The sequence below is a fragment of the Pseudomonas sp. NPDC090203 genome (genome assembly GCF_044746765.1).
GTDB lineage: Bacteria > Pseudomonadota > Gammaproteobacteria > Pseudomonadales > Pseudomonadaceae > Aquipseudomonas > Aquipseudomonas putida_AD.
Genome location: NZ_JBIVCV010000029.1, coordinates 1 through 5,436 on the forward strand (window position 1 = coordinate 1; position 5,436 = coordinate 5,436).

6 protein-coding genes are annotated in these 5,436 nt (G+C 55.2%); all 6 read right to left on the bottom strand.

The annotated features are described in order from the left end of the window. Positions 1-636 carry a 50S ribosomal protein L3 gene (rplC, locus tag ACIPO9_RS28020; RefSeq protein WP_400784538.1) on the bottom strand — a complete coding sequence of 212 codons (636 nt, stop codon included), beginning with the start codon at positions 634-636 and terminating at the stop codon, positions 1-3. A gap of 81 nt (positions 637-717) precedes the next feature. After that, positions 718-1,029, bottom strand: coding sequence for a 30S ribosomal protein S10 (gene rpsJ / locus ACIPO9_RS28025; protein WP_400784539.1), 312 nt, complete (start codon positions 1,027-1,029; stop codon positions 718-720). 141 nt (positions 1,030-1,170) lie between these two features. Further along, positions 1,171-2,364, bottom strand: a complete 1,194-nt coding sequence (gene tuf, locus ACIPO9_RS28030; RefSeq protein ID WP_274134928.1) for an elongation factor Tu — start codon at positions 2,362-2,364, stop codon at positions 1,171-1,173. A 31-nt stretch (positions 2,365-2,395) separates the two neighbouring features. Then, on the bottom strand, positions 2,396-4,525 hold the full coding sequence (gene fusA / locus ACIPO9_RS28035; protein WP_274134929.1) for an elongation factor G: 2,130 nt from the start codon (positions 4,523-4,525) through the stop codon (positions 2,396-2,398). Positions 4,526-4,555: 30 nt separating this feature from the next. Next, positions 4,556-5,029: a 30S ribosomal protein S7 gene (gene rpsG / locus ACIPO9_RS28040; RefSeq protein WP_007970418.1), complete on the bottom strand. Its 474-nt coding sequence runs from the start codon at positions 5,027-5,029 to the stop codon at positions 4,556-4,558. Between the two features lie 115 nt (positions 5,030-5,144). Next, a partial coding sequence (rpsL, locus tag ACIPO9_RS28045; protein WP_400784540.1) for a 30S ribosomal protein S12 occupies positions 5,145-5,436 on the bottom strand: 292 nt, incomplete at its 5' end.

A 5,436-nucleotide genomic window follows, 5' to 3' on the forward strand; every position in this document is an offset into this window, starting at 1 on the left:
TTAACCGCGAGCCTTGGCTTCTTGACGTACAACCAGATTGCCGCCAGTAGCGCCAGGAACAGCGCCCTTGACCAACAACAGATTGCGTTCAGCGTCCACGCGCACTACTTCCAGGGACTGCACGGTCACGCGCTCAGCGCCCATATGACCGGACATTTTTTTGCCCTTGAATACACGACCAGGAGTCTGGCACTGGCCGATAGAGCCCGGGACGCGGTGGGAAACGGAGTTACCGTGGGTGTTGTCCTGACCGCGGAAGTTCCAGCGCTTGATGGTACCGGCAAAGCCTTTACCTTTCGACTGACCGGTAACATCTACCAATTGGCCAGCAGCGAAGATTTCTGCGTTGATCAGGTCACCGGCCTTGTATTCGCCTTCTTCAAGACGGAATTCCAGGACAGTGCGACCAGCGGCAACGTTAGCCTTGGCGAAGTGACCCGCCTGGGCTGCAGTGACACGCGAAGCACGACGCTCACCGACAGTGACTTGCACTGCACGATAGCCATCGCTTTCTTCGGTTTTGAACTGGGTGACGCGATTCGGCTCGATCTCAATGACCGTGACCGGAATGGAGACACCTTCTTCGGTGAAAATACGGGTCATGCCCGCTTTTCGACCGACTACACCAATAGTCATGTTGTAAACCTCATGAGTGTACGGGGCTTTCACCCGCTATGGCCGCCCATTTCAGAGCGTTACACGACTAAGACCCGAGTCTTAGCCGAGGCTGATCTGCACTTCCACACCTGCCGCAAGATCAAGCTTCATAAGAGCGTCAACGGTTTTATCCGTTGGCTGGACGATGTCCAGAACGCGCTTGTGAGTACGGATCTCGTACTGGTCACGCGCGTCTTTGTTGACGTGCGGGGAGACCAGAACGGTGAACCGCTCTTTGCGAGTAGGCAGTGGAATTGGACCACGCACTTGAGCACCAGTACGTTTCGCGGTTTCCTCGATTTCCTGGGTGGATTGGTCGATCAGGCGATGGTCAAAAGCCTTCAACCTGATACGGATTTGCTGATTTTGCATTGGATTTCAGACTCCGGCTGCTATTCCCACCGGGCGCAATGCGCCCGTTAAAAGGAGGCGCAATTCTATAGACGACGAATCAGGGTGTCAACCCAATAAAAAAGCCCCCGCAGGGCGGGGGCTTTTTTGGCAAATCAACGCTTAGGCGATGATTTTGGCTACGACACCAGCGCCGACGGTACGACCGCCTTCACGGATGGCGAAACGCAGGCCGTCTTCCATTGCGATTGGCTTGATCAGAGTGACGGAAACTTTAACGTTGTCACCTGGCATAACCATTTCGGTGCCTTCCGGCAGTTCGCAGCTACCAGTTACGTCGGTAGTACGGAAGTAGAACTGTGGACGGTAGCCTTTGAAGAACGGAGTGTGACGACCGCCTTCTTCCTTGCTCAGAACGTAGATTTCAGCTTCGAACTGAGTGTGAGGCTTGACGCTGCCTGGCTTGACCAGAACCTGACCACGCTCAACGTCGTCACGCTTGGTGCCGCGCAGCAGAACGCCGCAGTTCTCGCCAGCACGACCTTCGTCCAGCAGCTTGCGGAACATCTCAACGCCGGTGCAAGTAGTCTTGGTGGTGTCACGCAGACCCACGATCTCGACTTCTTCCTGGATGCGAACGATGCCACGCTCAACACGACCAGTTACAACAGTACCGCGACCCGAGATCGAGAATACGTCTTCGATTGGCATCAGGAACGGCTTGTCGATAGCACGAACTGGTTCTGGGATGTAGCTGTCCAGGGTTTCAACCAGTTTCTTGACGGCAGTGGTGCCCATCTCGTTATCGTCGAGACCGTCCAGAGCCATACGAGCCGAACCGATGATGATCGGAGTGTCGTCGCCTGGGAAGTCGTAGGTAGTCAGCAGGTCGCGGACTTCCATTTCAACCAGTTCCAGCAGCTCAGCGTCGTCTACCAGGTCAGCCTTGTTCAGGAAGACCACGATGTACGGAACGCCAACCTGACGGGACAGCAGGATGTGCTCACGAGTTTGTGGCATCGGACCATCGGCAGCCGAGCAAACCAGGATCGCGCCGTCCATCTGGGCAGCACCGGTGATCATGTTTTTGACGTAGTCGGCGTGACCTGGGCAGTCAACGTGCGCGTAGTGACGGACGTTGGAGTCGTACTCTACGTGTGCAGTGTTGATGGTGATACCACGAGCTTTCTCTTCTGGAGCGCTGTCGATCTTGTCGAAGTCAACGCGAGCCGAACCGAAAACTTCGGAGCAAACACGGGTCAGAGCAGCGGTCAGAGTGGTTTTACCGTGGTCAACGTGACCGATGGTGCCAACGTTGACGTGCGGTTTGTTACGTTCAAATTTTTCTTTAGCCACGACAGTGAACTCCTAGCCTAAAGGGGCTGAATCAGCCTTGTTTTTTAACGATAGCTTCGACGACGTTCGACGGAGCTTCGGAGTATTTGGAGAATTCCATAGAGTAGCTCGCGCGACCCTGAGACATGGAGCGAACGTCGGTCGCATAACCGAACATCTCACCCAACGGAACCTCGGCACGGATAACCTTGCCGGAAACCGAATCTTCCATACCCTGGATCAGACCACGACGACGGTTCAGGTCACCCATCACGTCACCCATGTAGTCCTCAGGTGTTACAACTTCTACCTTCATGATCGGCTCAAGCACCACACCGCCACCTTTGGAGGCAAGTTGCTTGGTCGCCATGGAGGCAGCCACCTTGAACGCCATCTCGTTGGAGTCGACGTCGTGGTAAGAACCGTCAAAGACGGTAGCCTTCAGGCCGATGAGCGGATAGCCGGCAACAACACCGTTCTTCATCTGCTCTTCAATGCCTTTCTGGATGGCAGGAATGTATTCCTTAGGAACAACACCACCAACCACTTCGTTTACGAATTGCAGACCTTCCTGACCTTCGTCAGCAGGTGCAAAACGGATCCAGCAGTGACCAAACTGGCCACGACCGCCGGACTGACGAACGAACTTGCCTTCGATCTCGCAGTTCTTAGTGATCTTCTCACGGTAAGAAACCTGCGGTTTACCGATGTTGGCTTCGACGTTGAACTCACGGCGCATCCGGTCTACCAGGATGTCCAGGTGCAACTCACCCATACCCGAGATGATCGTTTGACCAGTCTCTTCGTCGGTTTTGACGCGGAAAGAAGGGTCTTCCTGAGCCAGCTTGCTCAGAGCGATACCCATTTTTTCCTGGTCGTCTTTGGTCTTCGGCTCAACAGCAACCGAGATCACCGGCTCAGGGAAGTCCATACGCTCAAGGATAATTGGCTTATCCAGTGCGCACAGGGTTTCACCAGTGGTCACATCTTTCATGCCGATCAGGGCAGCGATGTCACCAGCCAGTACTTCCTTGATTTCTTCACGGGTGTTGGCATGCATCTGAACCATACGGCCCACACGCTCTTTCTTGCCTTTCACCGAGTTCAGAACCGAGTCACCGGAGTTCAGAGCACCCGAGTAGACGCGCACGAAGGTGATCGAACCCACGAACGGGTCGGTCGCAATCTTGAACGCCAGAGCCGAGAACGGCTCGTTGTCGTCTGCATGACGCTCGTCGTGACGAACGGCCGGATCGTCCTTGTCCAGTTCCTTGTCGTCCGGGTTGATACCCTTGATCGCAGGAATCTCGACAGGCGCTGGCAGGTAGTCGACGACGGCGTCGAGAACCAGCGGAACACCTTTGTTCTTGAACGAAGAACCGCAAACAGCCAGAACGATTTCGCCGGCGATAGTACGTTGGCGCAGAGCAGCCTTGATCTCTTCGATCGACAGCTCTTCACCTTCCAGGTACTTGTTCATCAGGTCTTCGTTGGCTTCGGCAGCTGCCTCAACCATGTTGCTGCGCCACTCTTCGGCCAGCTCTTGCAGCTCGGCAGGGATAGCTTCACGACGAGGGGTCATACCCTTGTCGGCGTCATCCCAGTAAACCGCTTCCATGGTCATCAGGTCGATCTGGCCCTGGAAGTTGTCTTCCGAACCGATTGCCAGCTGAATCGGCACCGGGGTGTGACCCAGGCGCTTCTTGATCTGGTCGACGACGCGCAGGAAGTTTGCACCGGCACGGTCCATCTTGTTTACGTAAACAAGACGTGGAACGCCGTACTTGTTGGCTTGACGCCATACGGTTTCCGACTGCGGCTCAACACCCGAAGTACCACAGAACACAACGACGGCGCCGTCGAGTACGCGCAGCGAGCGCTCTACTTCGATGGTGAAGTCAACGTGGCCCGGGGTATCGATGATGTTGAAGCGATAGCGGTCTTTGTGCTGCTTGACAGAACCCTGCCAGAAAGCAGTGGTCGCAGCAGAAGTAATGGTAATACCACGCTCCTGCTCCTGCACCATCCAGTCCATGGTCGCGGCGCCATCATGCACCTCGCCCATTTTGTGGTTTACGCCGGTGTAAAAAAGGACGCGCTCGGTGGTGGTGGTTTTACCAGCATCCACGTGAGCAACGATACCAATGTTACGGTAGCGGTTAATCGGAGTAGTACGAGCCATAAAGCCCTCGCAAAATTAGTGACGCTGGAATTAGAAGCGGTAGTGCGAGAAAGCCTTGTTGGCTTCAGCCATACGGTGCACGTCTTCACGCTTCTTGACCGCAGCACCTTTACCTTCAGCAGCATCCAGCAGTTCGCCAGCCAAGCGCAGAGCCATGGATTTCTCACCGCGCTTGCGCGCGAAGTCTACCAGCCAACGCATTGCCAGAGCATTACGACGGGATGGACGAACTTCGACCGGAACCTGGTAAGTAGCACCGCCAACACGGCGCGACTTCACTTCGACCAGCGGAGCGATGGCGTCGAGTGCTTTTTCGAAGAGTTCCAGGGGATCGGTACCAGCCTTACGAGCCTTGACTGTGTCCAGGGCACCGTAAACGATACGTTCGGCAACGGCTTTCTTGCCGCTTTCCATTACGTGGTTCATGAACTTGGCGAGAATCTGGGATCCGTACTTCGGATCGTCAAGAATCTCACGTTTTGCTGCTACGCGACGTCTTGGCATGATAAGCCCTCAAACGGTCTTCAGGTTCGCTCGGGACATAACGCTGAAAAGCGCGGTGCCCGACCTTACTCTTATCGACACAATAAATTTTAGAAACAACTGCAAACGGCGCGAATTACTTCGGACGCTTGGTACCGTATTTCGAACGACCCTGGTTACGACCTTTGACGCCGGAAGTATCCAACGAACCGCGAACGGTGTGGTAACGAACACCTGGCAAGTCTTTTACACGGCCGCCACGAATCAGGACGACGCTGTGCTCTTGCAGGTTGTGGCCTTCACCGCCGATGTACGAGGAAACCTCGAAACCGTTGGTCAGACGCACACGGCATACTTTACGCAGTGCCGAGTTAGGTTTTTTCGGCGTGGTGGTGTACACACGGGTGCACACGCCACGACGTTGCGGG

Excerpts from the sequence above, each read along its gene's own strand:
- rplC (WP_400784538.1), bottom strand. The coding sequence starts at position 636 with ATGACTATTGGTGTAGTCGGTCGAAAAGCGGGCATGACCCGTATTTTC.
- rpsJ (WP_400784539.1), bottom strand. The coding sequence starts at position 1,029 with ATGCAAAATCAGCAAATCCGTATCAGGTTGAAGGCTTTTGACCATCGC.
- fusA (WP_274134929.1), bottom strand. The coding sequence starts at position 4,525 with ATGGCTCGTACTACTCCGATTAACCGCTACCGTAACATTGGTATCGTT.
- rpsG (WP_007970418.1), bottom strand. The coding sequence starts at position 5,029 with ATGCCAAGACGTCGCGTAGCAGCAAAACGTGAGATTCTTGACGATCCG.